Origin of the sequence: Corynebacterium tuscaniense (genome assembly GCF_008693065.1) — a bacterium.
GTDB classification, from domain to species: domain Bacteria; phylum Actinomycetota; class Actinomycetes; order Mycobacteriales; family Mycobacteriaceae; genus Corynebacterium; species Corynebacterium tuscaniense.
In genome coordinates this window covers 1-662 of the sequence record NZ_VXKH01000167.1, presented here as the reverse complement: position 1 = coordinate 662, position 662 = coordinate 1, and the positions used below count along the sequence as shown (strand labels likewise).

The 662-nt window shown below is 68.6% G+C and carries 1 protein-coding gene; it reads right to left on the bottom strand.

Annotated features, from left to right (window positions below; all coding sequences use genetic code 11):
- Positions 1-404, bottom strand: a 404-nt coding sequence (locus F4V54_RS11085) for an AMP-binding protein (protein ID WP_150387166.1), incomplete at its 3' end; no start/stop codon positions are given.
- Positions 405-662 lie beyond the last annotated feature (258 nt).

Below are 662 nucleotides of genomic sequence, written 5' to 3'. Positions count from 1 at the left end.
AGCCGGTCCTCGCCCACGACCACGGCAGCTTTTGCGCCGGTGAGCAGCGTGTGACTGCGTTCGTCGACCAGGATCGGGGCCCCGGGCATCATGTCCGAGAGCGTCCGCACCCTGTCGACGTCAACCGGACCCGACACCGGCGGCGCAAGCGCCGGAACCGCGCCGGCGTAGACGCAGCCCCAGAACGCCAGGATGAGCCCGCGGTTCTCCGAAACTTGGAAGATCACGCGATCACCGGGGCCGATGCCGGCTTCGGCCAACCGAGTCGCAGCCGCCACCGCCTCCGCATGGACCCGGCCATACGGGACGAAGACGTCCCGCCGATTCTCGACGAAGGTGATCCCCTTTTTCGTCTCATCGGCCTTGTCCCGAAGCACGTCGCTGATGGTCCGGATCGTGTTCATTGGTACCTCTTTCGGTTGTCGGCGCCATGCCGGTGCCGGGCGGACCGGGCCCGCATGGCGTGACCCGGAGGATGTGTCTGAAGGGTTGAAAGGGTGAAGCAACTGGGTGGGGCGCGTCTCCGCACAAGCTCGGAAACGCTCGCGGGCCCGGGACCCGCCGGTTCCGGGCGTCCGTCAAGTCACTGCGGACACCAGGGCGGCGACGAAGGCCGCGGCGGACGCTGCGGCCGCGAATCCGTCACGCACTCGCCAGGGGTG